Here is a 21,079-nt window from a genome sequence, read left to right on the forward strand (position 1 = left end):
TGTGCCATGTTTGCGGCTACCAAAATAATGAAACCAGAGACTTATCAGTGCGGGAGTGGGATTGCCCTAAGTGTGGTAGTCACCATAACCGTGACAAGAACGCCGCAATAAACATTCGAGAAGAAGCTAGGCGAATATCTGCCTGACGTAACTCATAAAATACCGTGGGTCGCACGGGAATCTACGCCTGTGGAGAGAGTATAAGTCGCCGCAACTCTTCGGAGTATGCAGTGCTGTTCTCGTTGAAGCAGGAAGCTCCCGCCTCTATAGGCGGGGGTACGTTCACGCAGCGGCGGAAAAATTCGATATATAAATATAGAGGATTTTCCCTCTGGCTGGAGAATTATACCAATATAATTATTGGCAAAGGACTCTCAGGATGCCGACAGCAAGCAGCGTATGTGGTTTATGGTGGGAAAGGTTTTCTGACCATCCACGAATAAGGCTGAGAGAAAATAATTCAAATGGGCAGTTTGACTTGTCAAATGTTGACAAGTCAAGCTGCCTGTTTTTGCTTTTATCCCATAATGCGTATCCGATAGGTCAACCAGCGTCCATGGGGAGTGAGGTGCGTTAGCAATGGATTCGCTTTTTTTTGTGGGATTTGCAGAGTTTTATTGCCCTTTTGGTTATAATTCGCTATAATAGGGGCGTTGAAAAAAATTCGAGGTGTACGAGATTGCATATTGTATTGATAGAGCCGGAAATCCCCGGCAATACGGGCAATATTGCCCGACTTTGTGCCGCTACCGGCATTGAACTCCATCTGGTCAAGCCCTTGGGCTTTTCGACGGATGACAAGCATTTGAAACGAGCTGGCTTGGACTACTGGCATCTGGTCAAGGTTCATTACCATGAGAATTTTGCCGAAGTGTTGGAAAAGTATCCGGACCATAATTTCTACTACTGTTCCACGAAAGCGCCTCATGCCCATACAGAAGTCCAGTATACTTCTGAGGATATGCTGGTCTTTGGCAAGGAGTCGGCAGGAATCCCCGAGGAAATATTGAATGAGCATTGGGATTCCTGCGTGCGCATTCCCATGATTGAGGATGCCCGTTCACTGAACCTGTCCAATGCCGTGGCAGTGGTGGCCTATGAAGCCCTGCGGCAGTTGGATTTTGGCCAGCTGGCAGAAACCGGCCCGGGCCTGCGCATGTGGAAAAAGTAAGAACATCAAAGCAAAGAAGATAGGAAGAGAAAGCAATCATGATAAACGAAAAATTCCTGGCGGCATGCCGTGAATTCCTCCAGCCGGAACAAATCATGCTGGACGCTCCCATGAGCGAGCATACCACCTTTAAGATTGGCGGCCCTGCTGACTGCCTGCTGAAACCGGCCAGTCTGGAGGAAACGCAGAAGATTCTCCAGTTGGTCAAGAAATATGAACTGCCTCTGACTTTCGTGGGCAATGGTTCCAATATGCTCGTGCGGGACAAGGGCATCCGTGGGGTAGTGGTGAATTTTGCCGATACCATTGCGGACATCAAGGTGGAAGGCACGAAAATGACAGCAGGGGCCGGTGCTTTGCTGAAGGATGTAGCTGAGGCCGCTGCCCAGCACAGCCTTGCCGGCATGGAATTTGCCTGCGGCATTCCGGGAAGCATTGGCGGAGCAGTATTCATGAATGCCGGCGCCTATGGCGGTGAGACCAAGAGCGTGGTCAAGCTTGTCCACGCTGTTACCCGCGAGGGTGAGATCAAGACCTACACGCTGAATGAGCTGGAACTGGGTTATCGTCACAGCATTTTCCAGAGCAATGGTGAGGCGATTGTGGAAGTAGAACTGGAACTCACCCCCGGCAATGAGGCGGAAATCCGGGCCGGCATTGCTGATTATACCAACCGGCGGGAAAGCAAGCAGCCTTTGGAGATGCCCAGTGCTGGCAGCACCTTCAAACGTCCTGAAGGCTACTTTGCTGGGACGCTTATTGATCAGACAGGATTGAAGGGGTTAACCGTAGGTGGTGCCCAGGTATCCACCAAACATGCTGGTTTCGTGGTAAACAAAGGCGGCGCTACGGCAGCTGATGTGGTAAACCTCATCCATGAAGTGCAGAAGCGCGTCAAAGATGCCCATGGCGTAGAACTGCAGCCGGAAGTCCGGATGATTGGCGAAAAATAAAATAAACGTCGCGCGAAACTGTGAGAAAGCAACCGGCAGGAAACTTTTTCACAGTTTTTTATGCTCGTTGCCTTTTTTTACATGTTCCAGTAAGAATTTTGTGGATTTTTCGGTTGATTTTGTTGGATATCGTAAGGAAAAAAGGCTAAATAAAAAATATTTAACCTAAAATAGCTGGATTTTATAGTCGACATAGACTATAATATACTTTGTGACACGGTAGTGTAAAAAACCGTCATAGGAGGTATACAATGGCTACTGTTCAAGAGAAAATCGATTTAATGCATGCTAAGAAAGAACATATCATGCAGGGCGGCGGTGCGGCCCGCATTGAGAAGCAGCATGCCAAAGGTAAGCAGACGGCGCGTGAGCGTATCGCCAAGCTCTTTGATGAGGGCACCTTTGTGGAACTGGATATGTTCATGAAACATCGTTGCACCAACTTCGGCCAGGAAAAGAAAGAGCTCCCGGGCGAAGGCGTAGTAACCGGTTACGGCACGGTTGACGGCCGTCTGGTTTATGCTTATGCTCAGGATTTCACGGTTGAGGGTGGCTCCCTGGGTGAAAAGCATGCCCATAAGATTTGGAAGGTAATGGATTTGGCCATGAAGATGGGTGCTCCCTGCATCGGCATCAATGATTCCGGCGGTGCGCGTATTCAGGAAGCTGTAGATGCCCTGTCCGGTTATGGTGGTATTTTCTTCCGCAACACGGCGGCTTCCGGTGTAATTCCGCAGATTTCCGTTATCATGGGGCCATGCGCAGGCGGTGCTGTATATAGCCCAGCAATCACGGACTTCATTTACATGGTCAAGAACACCAGCCAAATGTTTATCACCGGTCCGGCGGTTATCAAATCCGTTACGGCTGAAGAAGTGACGGCAGAAGCTCTCGGCGGCGCAATGACGCACAACACTCGCAGTGGTGTAGCACATTTCGCAGCTGAAGATGAAGACGACTGCATCCAGCAGATTCGTTACCTGCTGTCCTTCCTGCCCTCCAATAACATGGAGGATGCACCGGTTGTGGAAACCGGTGACGATCCGGACCGTCAGGATGAAAGCCTGAACACGGTTATTCCGGACAATCCGAATGCGCCGTATGATATGAAGGACGTTATCCGTTCTATCGTTGATAATGGTGAATTCTATGAAGTGCATGAGCACTTTGCCACGAACATCATCTGCTGCTTTGCCCGTTTCGATGGCCGCAGCGTTGGTATCATCGCCAATCAGCCGAGTGTGATGGCTGGCTGTCTTGATGTTGATGCATCGGATAAATCTGCACGTTTCATCCGCTTCTGTGATGCGTTCAATATTCCTCTTGTCAACCTCGTTGATGTACCGGGCTTCCTGCCGGGCGTCGATCAGGAATACAATGGCATCATCCGTCACGGTGCTAAGATGCTTTACGCATACAGTGAGGCTACTGTACCTAAGGTTACGGTCATCACGCGTAAAGCGTATGGCGGTTCCTATATCGCTATGTGCTGCCGTGAACTCGGCGCTGACCAGGTTATGGCTTGGCCGACGTCCGAAATCGCAGTTATGGGTCCGGCTGGTGCAGCCAACATCATCTTCCGCAAGGATCCGGACAAGGATGCCAAGACGGCAGAATATGTGGACAACTTCGCTACGCCGTATGTAGCTGCTGAACGCGGTTATGTTGATATGGTCATTGAGCCGAAGGAAACGCGTCCTTACATCATTACGGCCCTGAATGCTCTTGCCAGCAAGCGTGAAGTTGGCCCGGCTAAGAAACACGGGTGCATTCCGCTCTAAGCTGTAATTTTTCGGAGGTCTTTTACCATGAAAACTGAAGCAAATGGCGCTTCGCCAGAAGTGGTAGCAGCTATTACCGCTGCTGTCCAGATGATGATGGGTAACAAGGTCATTGCTGTACGCATCAAGCGCAGTGATGTCTGGGCTCTGTCTGCCCGCGGCGGCCTGGCTCGCCCGTTCTGATGCTTGTTATCGCGACAAATCTACTATGGGGGAATAACGAATGAAAAAGTTCAATATCACGGTTAATGGTACGGCTTATGAAGTAGAAGTCGAAGAAGTGAAATCCGCTGTTGCAGCTCCGAAAGCTGCTCCGGCTGCACCGAAAGCAGCACCGGCTCCTGCAGCACCGGCTGCACCGGCAGCTCCGAAGAAGGCTGCTGTAGCCGCTGGCGCTGGTGAGCATTCCATCGATGCTCCGATGCCGGGCAAGATTGTGAAGCTCGTAGCTAGCGAAGGTCAGGCTGTCAAAGCTGGCGAAACGCTGCTGATTCTCGAAGCTATGAAGATGCAGAATGAAATCGCAGCAGATGCTGACGGCGTCGTCAAGAGCTTCAATGTGGCTGCTGGCCAGAGCGTAAAAGCTCATGAATCCTTGGTTATCCTGGGTTGATTGAATTAATGCATGAAAAAAAGAGGCTGGAATCAGCCTCTTTTTTGTTATAGAAGAAGATCATTTCTTTTTGCAGTGTGAGATAAGGTAGCATGGATCATATGTGTGAAAGAAACAAAAACACCCTCCGTCAAGAGGGTGTTTCTCATTCCTAAGTCAACTTTTGGTCAACCTGCTTTTTACTAAATATCGCATTTTATAAACCGTGACTGACTTTGACGAATCACGGGAAGATACAAAAATGGTGCGCTCGGCGGGAGTCGAACCCACGCTTTCAGCTCCGGAGGCTAACGTCCTATCCACTGGACTACAGCTCCGTTCACAGTCTACCTATGCTATACACGGTTCATTCTTTGGTGTCAAGCAATGTGGGCAGCTTTGATTGCAATTTACCGATAATGATAAGTTGTCATAAGCCCTATGTATGGATTAGCAATGCTTATACACCGTCTGACTTATGACAAAATCACAGGTCACATCTAGGTCACATCGAAAAAATTACCTTTTGCATGGCCTTAGTAGCGGCCTCATCGGTGCTATGTGCATAGACGTATAGCAATGTCTTTGGAGTGCTCCATCCGCCTAATCTTTGTACCGTTGGTATATCAACGCCCCCGGCGATTAGTTCCGTGGCGAACGTATGACGAACACAATGCAAGGTCAATTTTTCGTCAATGTTAGCTAATCGTCGAATAATGGCAAAAGCATTGTTGACACTTGATAGGGACACCCACGGCAGCTTTGAATATACTTTGGGCTTAAATACATAGCTGCTCGGTAAGGGCTTGTATTTATCGAAGTTTTCCTTTAGTACCTTTATTGCTTGGTCAGATATAGGAATAAGGCGAACACTCTCGGGCGTTTTCGTTTCCCCTACAAATTCCGTATACAGGCCGTTGTCATCCCCCCGGCAGATGGCTTTGTTAATGCTTATACGCTGGTTGAGAAAATCCACGTCCTCCCATTTTAGGGCTACAAGTTCGCCCCTACGGCATCCGGTTTGAAAATACATGAAAAACAAGAAGTACCATTTTTGAGAATAGCTTTTTGCCGCTGCAAGGAATTTCCTTTTCTCTGCCTGTGTAAACGCCCTGCGCTTGCTTATAGGTGTCTTATGCAGGTCTATGTGATATAACAGGGGATTTTCTTCTATTGCCCCCTGTTCTACGAAATAGGCATACATGGCACGAAACCGCCGTATCCCTGCCCGTATGTGTTCCTTGCTATTCTGCCGTTGTTCCTGTACCGACAATAAAACATCTTGCCATAACTGGTGGTCTATATGGTCAATCTGTACATTGCCCAATATACCGCCTATTTTTCGTGCAAACACTTGGAAGTTATAGAGGGTAGAGGGCTTAACCTTGGCTCTGTACCGCCGTTCTATGAATATCTCAACGGCTTCATTAAGGCGTGGCACATGGTCAAAATGTTCCGTTACCCTGCTCCTTGTTCTCTTTACAAGCAACATATTGCGGTAGCTTATGGCGGTTTCAAGGCTGACAAAAGATTTATACACCTTTTCCCCGTTTACCGTCATTCTAACCGCATAGAGCCTTTTTTCTTCCCTGTATGTAATGTATTTGTAATCTGTTTGCATTGTTTTTCCTTCCCTTCACATAGTAAGGGATTGAGTTTTACACGCCTGTTACTTTGGTTGAACCTCAAACGCTTCATAGTCTATATCCTCATTTGGGTTATACTCTACTTCCTCAAATTCTGGAATCTCTGGGGGCATAAGAACAGGGCTTTGGTTACGTTCATAGCACCCACGGGCATACAGGTTAATAAATGGCGGTTTTATGTCGTTGTGAAAATTCCTTGGCTCTTTTTCTGCCCCCTTGCAAAGTTCGACAAATTCTTCTCTGGTCATAATAACCGCCGGGGCAAATGGCGGGGAATCAAGAATATTAAGGGTTACTAAAACCTTACCGTGTTTACCCTCTTTGATAGTTCCTATACCGTCAACATTGAATTTCTTTACATAGTATTTGAACCAATCTATTTTTCTTCCTAAGAGTACATCAAAGGAAACATTAAGGGTTTCAGCTATTTTGTATAAATTTTCTTCACTTGTCCATGTGCCTTTGGTTTCATAGTTTACATAGGTCTGGTATGGAATCCCCGCAAGGGTAGCAAATTGCTTTGCCGTGTACCCTGTCGATTCCCTACACTTCTTCAAGTTATCCTTTAGGCTCATATCAAGGCCCCCTTTCTGTTTTTGATTATATCACGATAAAAGATTTATGTAAAATACTTATTGTCAGATATTGATTTTGTTGGCATGTAATGATATTATAATAATTGTCGGTTGGCGGAATATGATTTTAAAAGGACTGAAGGTATTGACAAAGAAGAACTAGAAGTGGTATCCCTGGTTGCTGACTGTATAGCCGTGGAGGGATACAAAGGCAAGCAAGGTGGACGATTAGTATGGCTTATGGATTGCCTAAACACCATAGCTATACAGATGAATGAGAGTGACGAAAAAGCCGCCGTGGAATCTATGACGGGTATCATGGGTAGCCTTAGTGACCGGGAGGACTTCGCTCTGCCCTTGCGCTTCATTGGTCACAGGTTGAACGATATAGCGGTGACTATGTAAAGGAGAAATGACACATGGGAAAAATTTATGATTTTGTAACACGCAATTTTACAAAAGAAACACCGATAACATTAAAAGCATTAGAAAAAGAGTTGCCCGAAGTAGCTAAGTTAGGAATTCTTTTTCCTGATAGGATGGAATATTCTTCATTTGAAGAAATGAATGAGAAGGTAAGTATTCCTAGATATGAATTTGATTATCTCACGGAAGCGCTTGATAAACTGGTGTGCTTAGCAAAGAGAGGTAATTTTATTGACGAGGAAACTTTTAAGGCTAATATTTTAATGTGCATGGGTATTACCGAAAAAATATATGGATAATACCGCTCGCCCCTGCTTCTGGTGGGGGCTTTGGTCTATCTATGAAAAAATGAACGTTCAGAATCGCCTGTAAGCGTTGTGTACCCATAAGGGTATACATGGTATAGGGCAAAGTAGAAAAAGCCCTTCTAGGGTCAATTAGGAGGTTTAACCGTATGACTAAATTCACAAAGTACACTGCACCTAAGGACATTATAAAAGCATTATCGCCGGGAGCCTGCAAAGTTCTGTTACTACTAATTCAAAATAATAATCTGCGCGGGAATAATGCAATAATGTTCCGCAATAACAGTAAGCCGGTGCCTCAATGCTATATAGCTGAAACATTGGGCGTGAGCAAAAGTCGCATTAGTAAAATATATTCAGAATTAGAAAATATAGGCGTTATAGCAAAAGGACAGACTAATGGTAAGCAATGTTATTATTTGAACCCTGCTATAGCCACCACCAAAGCAGAACTTACCATAGAGGACATGAAAAATATGCCCATATTCAAAGAAAAAGTTTAATATTAGGGTTGCAAAGGATAAAAGTTTCCTATGGGGAAAGTAAATAGTTTCTTATATGTAAACATTTTTAAGGAAAAGTTTCTTTTGAGTCAACCCAGAAAAACCGTCGAATCCCTTGTGCAAGTAAGGAAAGACGGTTATTTTTTATTACTTTGTCTATCTTATTTTATGGAGGGCAAACCCGAACATAAAACTTGTACATCGGTGGGTATAGGGATTACTATGGTTATTCTATGGAGTATCACAGGATAATACAAAGAAAAATACTTGCCGATAGGCAACAAAACACCGGTAGGTGTACCCCGTGAAGGGGGCAGGGGCATTGCTTTTCCTTGGTTGGGCGTTAGTATCACACGGTAGGGGCTATGGTATAACAATGTTTACCCTTCATTGAATTTCATAGAAAAACCGTACAGACCAACGGAAACCAAGCGACTAACAATGTTAGTCCCCCTCCCCCTCGCTTCGCTCGTTGCGCTGGGGCGCATATAACCGTGTGAAACCTTTTTCTTTTCCCTCCCTGGCTGGTGCTTTGGTTATCTATGTATTACTATGATGTGCCCAAAATTGGGCTCATGTCCCCCACAAGGCTATAACTAAGATACACTCAAAAATGAGTAAAAGTACCGTTTTGGTATCTTTGAAAAGCTGATGACTACAATGTAGTGGTCAGGTCTGACGGTGGACTTTTGGGGAATCCGTGAAAAGTTCCGTGGGGAACAATCTTCTCCACAGGTCAGTACATTGTTTCTTGTTTTCCCTATGGCACGATACCACGGAAACACCATATTTTAGTTGCGGTTATCAATCGTTATCCCTTGTCATTACTGGGGCAGGACTATTGATACACACATGGTACAACAACGCCCCCGTAACGCCCTGTAACGTACTTATGCAAGGCAGGGTATATACAAGGTATAGCACGGTAGCAAAAAAGGCTTACACAGGCTCACAGGCGGTCACAGGGCGTATAGGGCTTATTTTTTGTACGGTAAAGAAGTTTCGCAGGCGGCTCTGGTACAAAGATTGTTGGTATCAGGAGTATACAAATTTTCAGCAGCGAAAGACTGTGCATTGAAGTATACTTGAAAATACATATTTTGACATGGCCTCAACTATGTTTATCAAAGTCAAAAACAAAATAAATATACAAATGTTTCACGATGTTATTGACTTCAAAATACACATGTGGTATTATAAGGTCAAAGAAAAGGAGGTCATGGCAATGGCAAACATCGGTTATGTACGAGTATCAACCGCCGAACAAAACACAGGCAGACAGTTCGCAGACTTTTGCGAAAAAGGAATACACCTTGATAAAGTCTTTGAGGAACACATAAGCGGCAAAGACAGACAACGCCCTCAACTGGCTGCAATGATTGATTATGTACGAGAAGGGGACAAGGTATACATTGAGTCCTATTCAAGGCTTGCTAGGAACACAAGGGACTTATTGAACCTGGTTCACGAACTGGAAGAAAAGGGCGTGACCGTGGTAAGTCTTAAGGAAAACTTTGATACTTCGACACCGCAAGGGCGACTGATGGTTACATTCATGCAGGGCATAGCACAGTTTGAACGTGACATGATAAAGGAACGGCAAGCGGAGGGCATAGCAATAGCAAAGGCACAAGGCAAGTTTAGTAAGCCCATTACACCGAAGCCCGACAACTGGAAAGAATTGTATAACCAGTATAGGCAAAGGGAACTAACGGCGGTATCCTTGGCGAACAAATGCGGGATAAGCCGTTCCCTGCTTTATAAATGGATTAAAGAGGAAAAGGAGGGCTGACAATGATACATATTATTTGCGTTACAATCGGTGTATTCTGGTTGCTACTGAAACTTTGAACATACAAATTTACCCCCTGTCAATCACGGCAGGGGGCTTTGTTATGCTCTGGTAAAATATGAACGTCATAAACTGGCTACAAGGGCGTTATAGGTGCATGGGTATATAAAGTGTTGTACGGTGGTCTAAAATGGCTTGTACAGGCTTACAGGAGGTCACAGGGCGTATAGGGCTTATTTCTGTACATCACAGGGGCATGGGTGCGATTTTTTCTACCAATGGCGGGAACATTTATAGCTTTGGTGGGGGCATGGTTGACCGTGCGTAACGACGGTATATTGAAAGTTTTTGACGGCGGAAAATTCCGCTACGAACCTTAACGGTATTAAGGTTGGTAATACCCTTGGTATCGCCAATTTTGGCCACACCTTTTTGGTTGCTGAAAATTTAGCAGCGAAATTTTCCGTAGGTAACAATCTTACCCACGGCATCACATTCCCATTTTGGGATTGACTTTGCCCCTTTGGGTGGGAACATTGTTCCACACAAGTGTGGAAACTATTTTATACAATAAAAAACACCTGCATACTATGAAGTACACAGGTGTATAAAACTCAATCCCTTACAATTCACTGACTTCTTAGGTCACATTTAGGTCACATCGAATTTCAACAAAATATCGTATTTTATAAACCGTGACTGATTTTGACGAATCACGGGAAACCGCATAAATGGTGCGCTCGGCGGGAGTCGAACCCACGCTTTCAGCTCCGGAGGCTAACGTCCTATCCACTGGACTACGAGCGCAACAACAGGTATTATGATAGCATACATATTATTGATTTGTCAATACTAATGGACAAGTTTGCTTAAATTTTTTTGGAAATTCCTTTATTCGGGACAGATAAGGTGAGATATGATATAATGACAGGGGATACAGAATGAATCGTATATCACATGGAGGGGTTATTTATGCCAGTAAAAGCGATTAACTTACAAGACACATTCCTCAATCAGGTGCGGAAGGAAAATATTGAAGTAACCATTCACCTCGTCAATGGGTTTCAAATTAAAGGCAAAGTAAAAGGTTTTGATAATTTCACAGTAGTTCTCGACGTTTTAGGGAAGCAGCAGATGGTTTATAAGCATGCAATTTCTACCATTACGCCGGCCAAGCCTGTGAATTTTGCGGCAAAAGAAGAAGGTTGAGTTGAAAACGGGCCTTCCCCCCAGCGGGGAAGGCTTTTTCATTGATGGTTTGAGGGAGTTTTGCATGAAATTACGAGGTTTTGAGGTTGTCAGCAGTTGGCGGGAAAAGGATATCCATTTACCGCAGAGGAAGACTGCAGCCAGTGCTGGCTATGATATAGAGGCAGCGGAAGATATAACAATCAAGGCTGGCGGGACGGTTCTGGCAGCTACGGGGCTGAAAGCCTATATGCAGGCTGGCGAGGTTTTGACCCTTAACATCCGTTCCAGCATGGCCGTTAAGCATCAGTTGATCTTGAGCAACAGTGTGGGCATTATCGATGCGGATTATTATGACAATCCGGACAATGAAGGTCATATCATGGTGGCACTGACCAACCTGGGGCAGGCGGATTTCCAGATTCATAAGGGTGACCGGATTGCTCAGGGGATTTTCCTGTCTTATCTGACCATAGATGATGATACGGCAGGTGTCGGTGCGCAGCGTCAGGGCGGTTTTGGCTCTACGGGTACAGGTGATTGAGATGGCAGAGGAACTTGATTTATTTTCGGCCGCAGCGGCCAGCAACAGTGGCAGTGCCAGCGGGGCAGGGCAGCGGTTTGCACCCCTGGCCCAGCGGATGCGTCCGCGCAATTTCCAGGAGTTCATCGGTCAGCAGGAGGCAGTGGGCGGCGGCCGTTTCCTGCGGCAGATGATTGAGAAAGACCAGATTTCCTCCATGATTTTCTATGGGCCGCCGGGCACAGGGAAGACCACTTTGGCTCAGATGATTGCGGGCATGACAGGCAGTGAGTTCAAGAAGCTCAATGCGGTGGCCGCAGGCATCGGCGATATCCGGCAGATTGTCAAAGAAGCGGATGAGGCCCGGAAGTTTTATCAGAAGCGCACGATTGTGTTCATCGACGAAATCCATCGTTTCAACAAGAGCCAGCAGGATGTGCTGCTGCCCTATGTGGAGGATGGGCGGCTGATCCTGATTGGTGCCACTACGGAAAATCCGTTCTTTGAGGTCAATCATGCGCTGCTTTCGAGAGTGCGGATTGTACGGCTCTATCAGCTTACTGATGGGCAGTTGGTCAAGATCTTGCGGCAGGCATTGACGGATAAAGAGCGGGGACTGGGAACCCAGGCGATAACCGTCAGTGATGAGGTGATGCTGGCCATGGCACAGATGGCTGGCGGTGATGCCCGCATGGCGCTGAACATCCTTGAAGGCACGGCTTCCATGCTGCCGCTTACAGGCGGAGAAATCACGCTGGACATGGTGCAGGAGATTCTCGGCCAGCGGGTACAGCGCTATGATAAGACTGGAGACAACCATTACGATACGGTGTCGGCCTTCATCAAGAGCATGCGAGGGAGCGATCCGGATGCGGCACTGCATTATCTGGCACGGATGCTCGCTGCCGGGGAAGATGTGAAGTTCATTGCCCGCCGCGTGGTCATCTGTGCGTCGGAGGATGTGGGCAATGCCGATCCCATGGCGCTGGTGCTGGCTATGAATGCGGCCAATGCCGTACAGTTCGTGGGCATGCCGGAAGCCCGGATCATTCTGGGGCAGGCAGTGAGTTATATCGCTTCGGCACCCAAGAGCAATGCGGCTTATATGGCCATTGATGCGGCTCTGCAGGATGTGCGCAGCAGGAACTGTGGAGCGGTGCCCCTGCATCTGCGGGATGCGCATTATAAGGGAGCGGCCAAACTTGGTCATGGGACGGAGTATATCTATCCCCATGACTATCCGGGGCATTTTACGGAGCAGGTTTATTTGCCCAAGGAAATTCAAGGCGCCCATTACTATCAACCAAGTGACAACGGCCAGGAAAAGCGCATGGGGGATTATCTGCGCCAGTGCTGGCCCAAGCGGTTTTAGGGAGTGTAATGAATGAAGCATGACGAGTTGGGGAAAAAGTTATTTGCGATATTAGGCGGCCGGGAGAATATCACCCATGCCTATAATTGCATGACGCGGCTGCGGGTGCAGCTGAAGCAGAAGGACGAGGCACTGCTAGCGGCTGTCAAGAATGTGCCGGGGGTCATGGGAATCCATGATGCTGAGGAAGAACTGCATATCATCCTGGGGCCGGGAACGGCCACGCAGGTAACAGCTGTGGTCAATGAACTGCTGGGGGACAGCCCTAAACCGAAAATCGGTGACGGCAAGGAACTGCATCAGCAGATTCGGCAGCGCAATGCCACGCCGGCAAAATTGATGCTCAAAAAGATTGCTGGCATCTTTGTGCCGCTGATTCCGGGATTTATCGCCTGTGGTCTGCTCACTGGCATCTTGGGCGTTATGGCGAAAATCTCGCCAGAGGTAACGGCTTCGCCCATCTGGCAGCTGGCGGCAGTGGCAGGCAATGCGGTGTTCTGGGGCATGAACCTCTTCGTGGGTTATAATGCGGCCAAGGTCTTTGGCGGCACGCCCATCTTGGGCGGGGCACTTGCGGCCTTGATCAGCCATCCGGGGCTGGCCAATGTTACCATCGCCGGGGATAAACTGGTTCCTGGCCGGGGCGGCGTGATTGCCGTGATATTGGTGGCCTTTATTGGGGCCTGGCTCGAAAAGCATCTGCATCGTTTGGTGCCGACGATTTTTGACTTGTTCCTGACGCCGTTGCTTTCCTTCCTGTTAGCTGGCATGGCGGCGATTTTTGTCCTGCAGCCTTTAGGCGGCATGATTTCCACCGCTATCGGAACGGCGGCCACGGGAGCAGTGGGTTCCGGCGGTGCTGTGGTGGGCTTCATCTTGGCTGGGATGTGGCTGCCGCTGGTGATGATGGGCATACATCAGGCTCTGACGCCTATCCATGCGGATTTGATTGCCCAGTATGGCGTGACCATCCTGCTGCCAATCCTGGCCATGGCAGGGGCTGGTCAGGTAGGCGCGGCGGTAGCGGTCTATGTCAAGAGCAAGAATCAATTCCTCCGGAAAACCGTGGCCTCGGCTTTGCCCGTTGGTCTGATGGGTGTCGGTGAACCTTTGATTTATGGCGTTACCCTGCCTTTAGGACGTCCTTTCATTGGTGCTTGCATCGGTGGTGCCTTTGGCGGTGCTGTGCAGGCACATTTCATGGTCGGTGCTTCGGCTATGGGGATTTCCGGTTTGCCTTTGGCGGGGACGACCAATAACATTCCGATTTACTTATTGGGAATCCTGATTGCCTATATTGCTGGGTTTATCGCCACCTATCTGTTGGGGTTCGATGACCCCGCTGAAGAAAGGGAGTCGTAATCATTTCATGATAGATTTGCAGAAATTAAGTACAGAAAAACGCAATCCGGCCACGACCCATATCGATGAATTATCCACGTTAGCCATGCTGCAGGTTATCAATGAGGAAGATCAGAAGGTTGCATTGGCGGTGGAAAAAATCCTGCCGGAAATTGCCAGCGCCGTGGACGTGATAACGGACAGGCTATCCAAGGGCGGGCGGCTCTTTTATATGGGAGCTGGCACCTCCGGGCGGCTGGGCATTCTCGATGCTTCGGAATGCCCGCCCACCTACGGTGTGGAGCCGGAACTGGTGCAGGGGCTGATAGCTGGGGGAATCCCGGCTATCTTCAAGGCGCAGGAAGGGGCTGAAGACAGCCCGGAGCTGGCGCAGAAGGATTTGCAGGAAAGGGATTTTTCAGCTGAGGATGTACTGGTGGGAATCGCTGCTTCCGGGCGCACGCCTTATGTCATTGGCGGCCTGCAATATGCGCAGGAAACAGGTGCGGCGACGATTGCTCTGGCCTGTTCGCCAGAACCTGCCATCGGTGCCTTTGCCGATATCGTGCTGACGCCTGTTACCGGGGCGGAGGTGGTTACAGGTTCCACGCGCATGAAGGCGGGCACGGCACAGAAATTGGTGCTCAATATGCTGTCCACAGGTACCATGATCAAGTTGGGCAAGGTCTATGGCAATCTGATGGTGGATGTCAAAACCTCCAACAAGAAATTGGAGGAACGGGCACGGCGCATCGTGATGGAGGCCACGGGCTGCAGCCGGGAGGAGAGCATCGCGGCGCTTGCAGAAGCACAGGGCAATGCCAAATTGGCCATCTTTATCCATCTGACGGGGACGGATTTTGCCACGGGTCAGGCAGCTTTGGCCAAGGCTCAGGGCCATTTGGGTGCAGCTTTGCGGCAGAGGGGGTTAAGCTGATGGAAAATGGTATTTCGCTGTATCCGGGACTGGACAATACGCTGGCGGAGAATCTGCAGCTGTTGGAGACGGCGGCTGCCTGTGGCATTCGCCGAGTGTTCACATCCCTGCATATTCCCGAAACCGACACGGATGTGCTGAAAAAAGAACTGGCCACCATCTTGCAGGCCGCCAGAGAACACGATATGGAGATCATTTCCGATATTTCTCCGAGGACTTTGGATATGCTGGACATGCCGGAATTCAGTCTGGAGGCGTTCCAGAAGCTGGGGATTACTACCTTGCGGCTTGACTATGGTTATGAAGCCGGGCAGATTGCGGAGCTCAGCCATAATACGCTGGGTATCCGCTTGCAGCTCAACGCCAGTACTATTACCGAGGAGATACTAACGGATTTACAGGCGGCTGGGACGGATTTTTCCCATATCGATGCCCTGCATAATTTCTATCCCCGTCGGGGGACGGGGCTTAGCGAGTCGGCCCTGTGCAAGAAAAATACCATGCTCAAGCAGGCAGGAATAAAAGTGGGCGCCTTCGTGCCCAGTCACGGCAAGCAGCGTGGCCCTCTCTTTGAAGGCCTGTCCACGTTGGAGGCTCATCGCCTGTGGCAGACGGATAGGGCGGCCCGGCATATGGCGGCCTTGGGGATGGATTCGGTATTCCTGAGTGACAGTCTGCCCTTGCCATCAGAATTGCAGGCTCTGGGTAAATTGCGTGCCGATGAGGTGGCCGTAGAGGCTGTCTTCCTGACCGAAGACGAAGGGCAGCGGGAACTTCTGCGGCACACCTTTACGGCCCGGGAAGACGAAGCCCGGGATGCCATCCGTGCGCAGGAGAGCCGTGGCCTGTTGAAGGGGACGGTGGTAGAACCGGAAAATAACAAGGAGCGCCGGCGGGGAGCCATCACCATCGATAACAAGGATTATCTGCGCTATATGGGCGAACTGCAGATCATCAAAAAATCCCAGCCCCCCGATACACGGGTGAATGTAGTGGGCCGGGTGTCCGAATGTGAACTGTTCATGCTGAAATACATCACGCCAGGACGCAAGTTCTCTTTTGTATGGGGATAAAGCAGGATGAAAGGGTTTTCTGCAATCTGAGGAAGACAAAAGAAGGAAAAATCCACTTCTTTACGGAATTATTACTATATAAATCCGAAAGGAGTGGATTTTTATGCGTTTGGAATTTTTAGGCGCAGCTCATACCGTGACGGGGTCCTGCTATCTGTTGGAAACGCAGGAACGGCAATTTTTGGTAGATTGCGGGATGTTCCAAGGTTCAAAGCGGATCCGTGAGTTGAATTATGAGAATTTCCCTTTTAATCCGGCGGGGATTGAGGCCGTGATTTTGACACATGCCCATGTAGATCATTGCGGACTGATTCCCAAATTAGTAAAAGATGGTTTTAAGGGGACGGTGTATGCTACACAGGCTACTTGTGATTTAGCACAGATCATGCTTCCGGATTCTGCATTCATCCAGCAATCTGATGCGGAGTCCTTCAATCGCAAAAACCAGCGGCGGGGCGAAGAACCGGTGGAGCCGATCTATTCCTTGGAAGATGCGGCTGAGGCATTGAAGCATTTTGTTTCTGTACCCTATGAACAGGAATTCATGTTGGGGGATAATGTGAAAATAAAGTTCTTTGATGCGGGGCACATTATCGGTTCAGCCATTGTGGACTTGCAGATTACAGAGGGAGATAAGACAACCAAACTGGTCTTTTCAGGGGATTTGGGCCAGCCCAAGCAGCCTATCATCAAAGATCCTGCCATAATCAATGGAGCAGATTTTTTGGTGGTAGAATCCACTTATGGTGACAGGCAGCATAAACTCTATGACAAAGAGACCAAATTGTTGGAGATTGTCAATGACACTATGGACAGGGGCGGCAATGTGATTATCCCCTCCTTTGCAGTGGGTCGTACGCAAACCTTGTTGTATTATTTTCATAATCTTTGGAAACAAGGGCGGCTGGATGGTGATATTCCCATCATCCTGGATAGTCCCCTGGCTATCAATGCCACGCGCATTTTTATGAAGAATTTCCAGGACTTCGATGAAGAAGCGCTTCAGATGTTTGGTGATAATGGCGAAAGATTGACGGAATTCCCGCAGCTCAGGATCTGCAAGACGCCTGAGGAATCGAGAGCACTCAATAGTTCAGAAGGCTCGGCAATCATCATCTCCGCATCTGGCATGGCTGATGCAGGCCGTATCCTGCATCATCTGAAACACAACCTCTGGCGGCCGGAATCTACCATCTTGTTTGTAGGCTATCAGGCTGAAGGCAGCTTAGGACGCAGGTTGGTAGAAGGAATCAAGAGGGTCAGGGTTATGGGCGAGGAAGTGGCTGTAAAAGCCCAGATCCAGGTACTGAATGGTTTTTCGGCCCATGCGGATACCAATCAGCTGATGGAATGGATCGATAATTTCCAAAAGCCTAAACCAGCGAAGATTTTTATTGTCCATGGCGAAGCACAGGGACAGGAATTCTTGAAGAGCCGTATCCAGAAGGAGTATCAGGGAGAGGCTTATATTCCATTTCGGGGAGATGCAGTAGTGATCCATGGCCGGGCTTGTGAATTGCAGCCGTCCAATATTCCGGAAGTATCTGTGGAAGTGGAAATGGAGGAACAGCTTGCCATCTTTGATGCAGAGTATCGCAACCTACGTCATAAGGTCCTGCAACTGGCCGTTCGTCAGCCCAAGACAATGGAACCGCTGTTGAAGGCCATCACGAAAGGATTCAATTATCTCAAGAAACTTTTTGCACCATTCAATATATGAACGGCACATGAAAGCCCTATTTGTGCGATATCTTGTATAGGATATCGCACAAATAGGGCTTATTGACAGAGAAGAGGGGGATGCGTATAATTAGTAGCAGGTAATAAAACAGGAGGATTTTTTAAATGAACGAGATTTGGCAGGGATTCCGTCCCGGAAAGTGGCAGACAAAGATTGATGTGCGTGATTTCATCCAGAAGAACTACACGCCTTACGAAGGGGGAGCAGACTTCCTCGCCGCTGCTACGGACAACACTGCAGAAGTTTGGGAAACATGCAAGCAGCTGCTGGCTGAGGAACGCAAAAAGGGCGGCGTGCTGGATGTAGATACCGAGACGGTTTCCACCACCATTTCCCATGCACCGGGTTATATCGATAAGGAACATGAGACTATCGTTGGTTTGCAGCTGGATGCACCTTTGAAACGCGGTCTGATTGTCAACGGCGGCCTGCGCATGGCACAGCAGGCCGCAGCTGCCTATGGTTATAAGGTCAGTGATGAGATTACGGAAATCTATTCGAAACATGTGAAGACGCATAATGAAGCGGTATTTGAGCTCTATACGCCGGAGATGCGCAAGGCGCGTCATTTGGGCCTGCTCACTGGCCTGCCTGATGCTTATGGCCGCGGCCGTATCATCGGCGACTATCGCCGGGTAGCGCTCTATGGTGTAGACCGCTTGCTGGAGCAGAAGAAGCTGGACAAGGAAGAGATGTTCAGCGGTGCTATGGATGCGGAGAAGATGCGTGCCCGCAGCGAGCTTGCCCAGCAGATCAAGGCGCTTAATGACCTCAAGAACATGGCTGCCAGCTATGGTTTTGATATCAGCGTACCGGCGAAGAATGCAAAAGAAGCCGTGCAGTGGGTGTATTTCGGCTATCTGGCTTCGGTCAAGGAGCAGAATGGTGCAGCTATGTCCATCGGCCGCGTGTCCACGTTCCTGGATATCTATATGGAGCGTGATTTGGCAAATGGTGTCATTACAGAGGCTGAAGCGCAGGAACTTATGGATCAGCTGGTCATCAAGCTGCGTATGGTGCGCATGCTGCGTACACCGGAATACAATGAGCTCTTTGCTGGTGATCCCATCTGGGTTACGGAATCCGTGGGCGGCATGGGGGAAGATGGCCGTACATTGGTCACGAAGAACTCCTTCCGTATCCTGCATACGCTGGAAAACCTCGGTCCCTCTCCGGAACCGAACCTCACGGTGCTCTGGTCCAAGCGCCTGCCAGCTGGCTTCAAGAAATATGCGGCAGAGATTTCCATCAAGACCAGCGCTATCCAGTATGAGAATGATGAAGTGATGCGTCCGGCTTATGGCGATGACTACGGCATCACCTGTTGCGTATCCGCCATGAAGCTGGGCAAGATGATGCAGTTCTTCGGTGCCCGTGCCAACTTGGCAAAATCCCTGCTGCTGGCCATCAACGGCGGTAAGGATGAGAAGAGCAATGAACAGCTGGCTCCGGAAATCCCTCTGCCGACGGGCGAGGTGCTGGATTATGCAGAAGTCCGTCATAAGTATTCGCAGGTGTTGGCATGGCTGGCCAAGCTCTATGTGAATACCATGAATGTGATTCATTATTCCCATGACCTGCATGCTTATGAAGCTGGCCAGATGGCCCTCCATGACAGCAAGATCGAACGTCTGATGGCCTTTGGCGTGGCCGGCTTGTCCTGTGCTGTAGATTCCCTGTCGGCTATCAAGTATGCCAAGGTAACGCCCATCCGCAATGAATTTGGCGTAGCTACGGATTTCCAAGTGGAAGGTGACTTCCCGAAATTCGGCAATAACGATCCCCGCGTAGATGAGCTGGCTCATGAGCTGACGCATGAGTTCATCACAGAACTCAGAAAACATAAGGCATATCGCGGTGCGGAACACACCCTGTCCATCCTGACCATCACGTCTAATGTCATGTATGGCAAGAAGACCGGTACTACGCCGGATGGCCGCAAGCTCGGTGAGCCGCTGGCTCCGGGGGCGAACCCCATGCACGGCCGGGATAAGAGCGGGGCGCTGGCTGCGATGAAGTCCATTGCCCATCTGGATTATGCTGACTGCCGGGATGGTATCTCCTATACGTTCTCCATGATTCCCTCGGCTCTGGGCAAGACAGAGGAAATCCGCGTACAGAACCTTACGGCGATGTTGGATGGTTACAGCGGCTATGAAGCCCATCATATCAATATCAATGTGCTGGACAGAGCGGTATTGGAAGATGCTATGGAGCATCCGGAGAATTATCCGCAGCTGACCATCCGCGTGTCCGGTTATGCCGTGAACTTCATCAAGCTGGACCGTCCGCACCAGCTGGAAGTGATTCAGCGTACCTTCTACGAAGCAATGTAAGATGGTAAAGGGATTTTATCATTCTAAACTGAGCTTTGGCACGGTGGATGGCCCGGGAATCCGTTATGTGCTGTTTCTGGCCGGCTGTCAGATGGGCTGCGCATTTTGTCATAATCCTGACACCTGGGCGAAAGGACAGCAGTTGATTACGGCGGAGGAAGTATTGCAGGATGTGGAGGATTATCGCCAATTCTACGATTCTTCAGGGGGCGGTATCACCATTTCTGGTGGAGAGCCGCTTCTGCAGCCGGAGTTCGTGGCTGATCTGCTGGGCAGGGCCAAGGCCCGGGGGCTGCATACGGCCATTGATACCTGCGGTCTGGCCAGCAAAGAGGCCATCATGCAGGTGCTGCCGCACGTTGATCGGGTACTGTTTTCGCTGAAAGGCAGTACGGAGGGCAGCTATCAGGCTTTGACCAAGGCAGGATTGCAGGATATCCTGGGGAATCTGCGGCTGATTGCGGCCCGCAAGCCGGTGACTTTACGCTATGTGCTGATTCCTGGCTATACAGATGGCAAGGATAGTCTGTCCGCTCTGATTGGTATCGTGCGTGCTTTGCCGCAGACTGTGGAATTGGAAGTCTTGCCCTATCATACCATGGGCATTGCCAAGTGGGATGAACTCGGCTGGGATTATACGTTGCAAGATGTACCTGAACCAGCTAAGGGTGAGGTGGATGCTTTCCGTCAGTCCCTGCGTCAGGCTGGGATAAGGCTGGCCGCTACAGAAAACTGAGGAAATGAAGCGAAGCTGTCTCATTATGGGGCAGCTTTGTTTTATTTGCGGTGACAGAGGCAGACGTCTATAATAGTAAGGGAATACT

General features: G+C 49.1%; 21 protein-coding genes and 1 tRNA gene. 19 read left to right on the top strand and 3 right to left on the bottom strand.

From position 1 onward, the window contains the following. The 6 genes from BUB68_RS09790 to BUB68_RS09815 form a co-directional block, all read left to right on the top strand. On the top strand, window positions 1-146 hold a 146-nt coding region (locus BUB68_RS09790; RefSeq protein WP_143188151.1), incomplete at its 5' end, for a zinc ribbon domain-containing protein. 533 nt (window positions 147-679) lie between these two features. Beyond that, complete coding sequence (gene trmL / locus BUB68_RS09795; protein ID WP_073090743.1) at window positions 680-1,171, top strand: tRNA (uridine(34)/cytosine(34)/5-carboxymethylaminomethyluridine(34)-2'-O)-methyltransferase TrmL; 492 nt, start codon at window positions 680-682, stop codon at window positions 1,169-1,171. Between the two features lie 38 nt (window positions 1,172-1,209). Next, a complete protein-coding gene (gene murB, locus BUB68_RS09800; protein ID WP_073090745.1) occupies window positions 1,210-2,124 on the top strand; it encodes a UDP-N-acetylmuramate dehydrogenase in 915 nt (304 codons plus the stop codon). Between the two features lie 251 nt (window positions 2,125-2,375). Next, window positions 2,376-3,905 carry a methylmalonyl-CoA decarboxylase subunit alpha gene (gene mmdA / locus BUB68_RS09805; RefSeq protein ID WP_073090747.1) on the top strand — a complete coding sequence of 510 codons (1,530 nt, stop codon included), beginning with the start codon at window positions 2,376-2,378 and terminating at the stop codon, window positions 3,903-3,905. Window positions 3,906-3,932: 27 nt separating this feature from the next. Continuing rightward, window positions 3,933-4,088 carry a hypothetical protein gene (locus tag BUB68_RS09810; protein ID WP_014424179.1) on the top strand — a complete coding sequence of 52 codons (156 nt, stop codon included), beginning with the start codon at window positions 3,933-3,935 and terminating at the stop codon, window positions 4,086-4,088. A 40-nt stretch (window positions 4,089-4,128) separates the two neighbouring features. Further along, on the top strand, window positions 4,129-4,518 hold the full coding sequence (locus BUB68_RS09815) for a biotin/lipoyl-containing protein (RefSeq protein WP_014424180.1): 390 nt from the start codon (window positions 4,129-4,131) through the stop codon (window positions 4,516-4,518). Window positions 4,519-5,002: 484 nt separating this feature from the next. Here BUB68_RS09815 and BUB68_RS09825 read toward each other — a convergent pair whose 3' ends face one another. Beyond that, a complete protein-coding gene (locus tag BUB68_RS09825; protein WP_073090750.1) occupies window positions 5,003-6,118 on the bottom strand; it encodes a tyrosine-type recombinase/integrase in 1,116 nt (371 codons plus the stop codon). A gap of 48 nt (window positions 6,119-6,166) precedes the next feature. After that, window positions 6,167-6,718, bottom strand: a complete 552-nt coding sequence (locus BUB68_RS09830; protein ID WP_073090753.1) for a helix-turn-helix domain-containing protein — start codon at window positions 6,716-6,718, stop codon at window positions 6,167-6,169. 165 nt (window positions 6,719-6,883) lie between these two features. On the opposite strand from BUB68_RS09830, the gene BUB68_RS09835 reads away from it, so the two are divergent. From BUB68_RS09835 to BUB68_RS09855, 4 genes are all read left to right on the top strand, one after another. Then, window positions 6,884-7,123, top strand: a complete 240-nt coding sequence (locus BUB68_RS09835) for a hypothetical protein (RefSeq protein WP_143188152.1) — start codon at window positions 6,884-6,886, stop codon at window positions 7,121-7,123. Between the two features lie 14 nt (window positions 7,124-7,137). Next, on the top strand, window positions 7,138-7,443 hold the full coding sequence (locus BUB68_RS09840; protein WP_073090758.1) for a hypothetical protein: 306 nt from the start codon (window positions 7,138-7,140) through the stop codon (window positions 7,441-7,443). 155 nt (window positions 7,444-7,598) lie between these two features. Beyond that, on the top strand, window positions 7,599-7,952 hold the full coding sequence (locus tag BUB68_RS09845; RefSeq protein WP_073090761.1) for a hypothetical protein: 354 nt from the start codon (window positions 7,599-7,601) through the stop codon (window positions 7,950-7,952). A gap of 1,225 nt (window positions 7,953-9,177) precedes the next feature. Beyond that, entirely contained in the window at window positions 9,178-9,744 is a 567-nt protein-coding gene (locus tag BUB68_RS09855) for a recombinase family protein (RefSeq protein WP_073090890.1), read from the top strand. A gap of 732 nt (window positions 9,745-10,476) precedes the next feature. On the opposite strand, the gene BUB68_RS09860 is transcribed toward BUB68_RS09855, so the two are convergent. Then, a tRNA-Arg gene (locus BUB68_RS09860) sits at window positions 10,477-10,551 on the bottom strand. Window positions 10,552-10,716: 165 nt separating this feature from the next. On the opposite strand from BUB68_RS09860, the gene hfq reads away from it, so the two are divergent. The 9 genes from hfq (at window position 10,717) to pflA (ending at window position 20,991) form a co-directional block, all read left to right on the top strand. Beyond that, window positions 10,717-10,953, top strand: a complete 237-nt coding sequence (hfq, locus tag BUB68_RS09865; RefSeq protein ID WP_073090767.1) for an RNA chaperone Hfq — start codon at window positions 10,717-10,719, stop codon at window positions 10,951-10,953. A 64-nt stretch (window positions 10,954-11,017) separates the two neighbouring features. Further along, window positions 11,018-11,476 carry a dUTP diphosphatase gene (gene dut / locus BUB68_RS09870; RefSeq protein ID WP_073090893.1) on the top strand — a complete coding sequence of 153 codons (459 nt, stop codon included), beginning with the start codon at window positions 11,018-11,020 and terminating at the stop codon, window positions 11,474-11,476. A gap of 1 nt (window position 11,477) precedes the next feature. Further along, window positions 11,478-12,827, top strand: a complete 1,350-nt coding sequence (locus BUB68_RS09875) for a replication-associated recombination protein A (protein ID WP_081371953.1) — start codon at window positions 11,478-11,480, stop codon at window positions 12,825-12,827. Window positions 12,828-12,839: 12 nt separating this feature from the next. Next, the gene (locus BUB68_RS09880; protein WP_073090772.1) at window positions 12,840-14,189 is read left to right on the top strand and encodes a PTS transporter subunit EIIC; all 1,350 of its coding nucleotides are present in this window, start codon (window positions 12,840-12,842) and stop codon (window positions 14,187-14,189) included. Between the two features lie 7 nt (window positions 14,190-14,196). Next, window positions 14,197-15,105 (top strand): N-acetylmuramic acid 6-phosphate etherase, encoded by a 909-nt coding sequence (gene murQ / locus BUB68_RS09885; RefSeq protein WP_073090774.1) that lies wholly within the window; start codon window positions 14,197-14,199, stop codon window positions 15,103-15,105. Then, a complete protein-coding gene (locus BUB68_RS09890) occupies window positions 15,105-16,178 on the top strand; it encodes a DUF871 domain-containing protein (protein ID WP_073090777.1) in 1,074 nt (357 codons plus the stop codon). The genes murQ and BUB68_RS09890 overlap by 1 nt, the downstream gene beginning before the upstream one ends. 103 nt (window positions 16,179-16,281) lie before the next feature. Then, the gene (locus tag BUB68_RS09895; protein WP_073090780.1) at window positions 16,282-17,898 is read left to right on the top strand and encodes an MBL fold metallo-hydrolase RNA specificity domain-containing protein; all 1,617 of its coding nucleotides are present in this window, start codon (window positions 16,282-16,284) and stop codon (window positions 17,896-17,898) included. 125 nt (window positions 17,899-18,023) lie between these two features. Next, entirely contained in the window at window positions 18,024-20,255 is a 2,232-nt protein-coding gene (pflB, locus tag BUB68_RS09900) for a formate C-acetyltransferase (protein ID WP_073090783.1), read from the top strand. Between the two features lies 1 nt (window position 20,256). Next, window positions 20,257-20,991: a pyruvate formate-lyase-activating protein gene (gene pflA, locus BUB68_RS09905; RefSeq protein ID WP_073090786.1), complete on the top strand. Its 735-nt coding sequence runs from the start codon at window positions 20,257-20,259 to the stop codon at window positions 20,989-20,991. Window positions 20,992-21,079 lie beyond the last annotated feature (88 nt).

This window comes from Pseudoselenomonas ruminantium, assembly GCF_900142515.1.
Classification (GTDB): domain Bacteria; phylum Bacillota; class Negativicutes; order Selenomonadales; family Selenomonadaceae; genus Selenomonas_A; species Selenomonas_A ruminantium_D.